We start from the raw sequence: 581 nt of genomic DNA, 5'->3' as shown, positions 1-581 counted from the left end.
ATCCCAGGTCCCCATGGCCATCGCGGAAGCCTTCCGCAAGGGCAACCTCGGCATCATGGATTACGCGAAGTATCGCAACGTCCTCGCTGATACCGAAATGCGCCAGAGCATCGCCGGTGAGACCCCGGCCACGAGCGAGAAGAAGTAGTCGCCATCTGACCTTACCTGCTCGCGGAGCTCTGCAAGGGGCTCCGCAGCAGGTCCCCCACTTTGTTTGCCCCCACCCCCAGTCGTTGTCCGTTTCATGAACCTTCTGCTCCCCAACACTCCTCTCCTGGCTGCGGCGGATTTGCAGGAGATCGTGTTCGTCATCGTCTTCCTCGTGGTGGGCTTCCTACAGTGGCTGTTCAGCCTGCTGAAGAAGAACAAGGAAGCCGCCGAGCGCGAGAGACAATCCCCTCCCTCCACCGAGGAGCAGGAGGCCCGTCGGCGTGCTTGGGAGGAGCAGACCCGTCCAGTCGCGGATGAGGTGCGTGCTCCTCAGTCCGCGCCCACCCGCAGTCCGGCCCCGCCGCAGTTGCCCAGGTCATCCCCGCCGCCCGTGCCCTCCGCCCGCCCGGCCCCAGCCTCCACCACGCCTG

General features: G+C 65.2%; 1 protein-coding gene and 1 pseudogene. Both read left to right on the top strand.

From position 1 onward, the window contains the following. Nucleotides 1-148, top strand: a 148-nt coding sequence (locus BV106_RS37540; protein WP_343123381.1) for a flotillin-like FloA family protein, incomplete at its 5' end; no start/stop codon positions are given. 96 nt (nucleotides 149-244) lie between these two features. Next, nucleotides 245-581: pseudogene (locus BV106_RS22200) on the top strand (hypothetical protein); the annotation flags it as partial.

Source organism: Verrucomicrobium sp. BvORR106 (assembly GCF_000739655.1).
In the GTDB taxonomy this organism is placed as follows: domain Bacteria; phylum Verrucomicrobiota; class Verrucomicrobiia; order Verrucomicrobiales; family Verrucomicrobiaceae; genus Verrucomicrobium.
The sequence above is the reverse complement of the archived record's forward strand: the minus strand, read 5'-3'. Positions and strand labels throughout refer to the sequence as shown.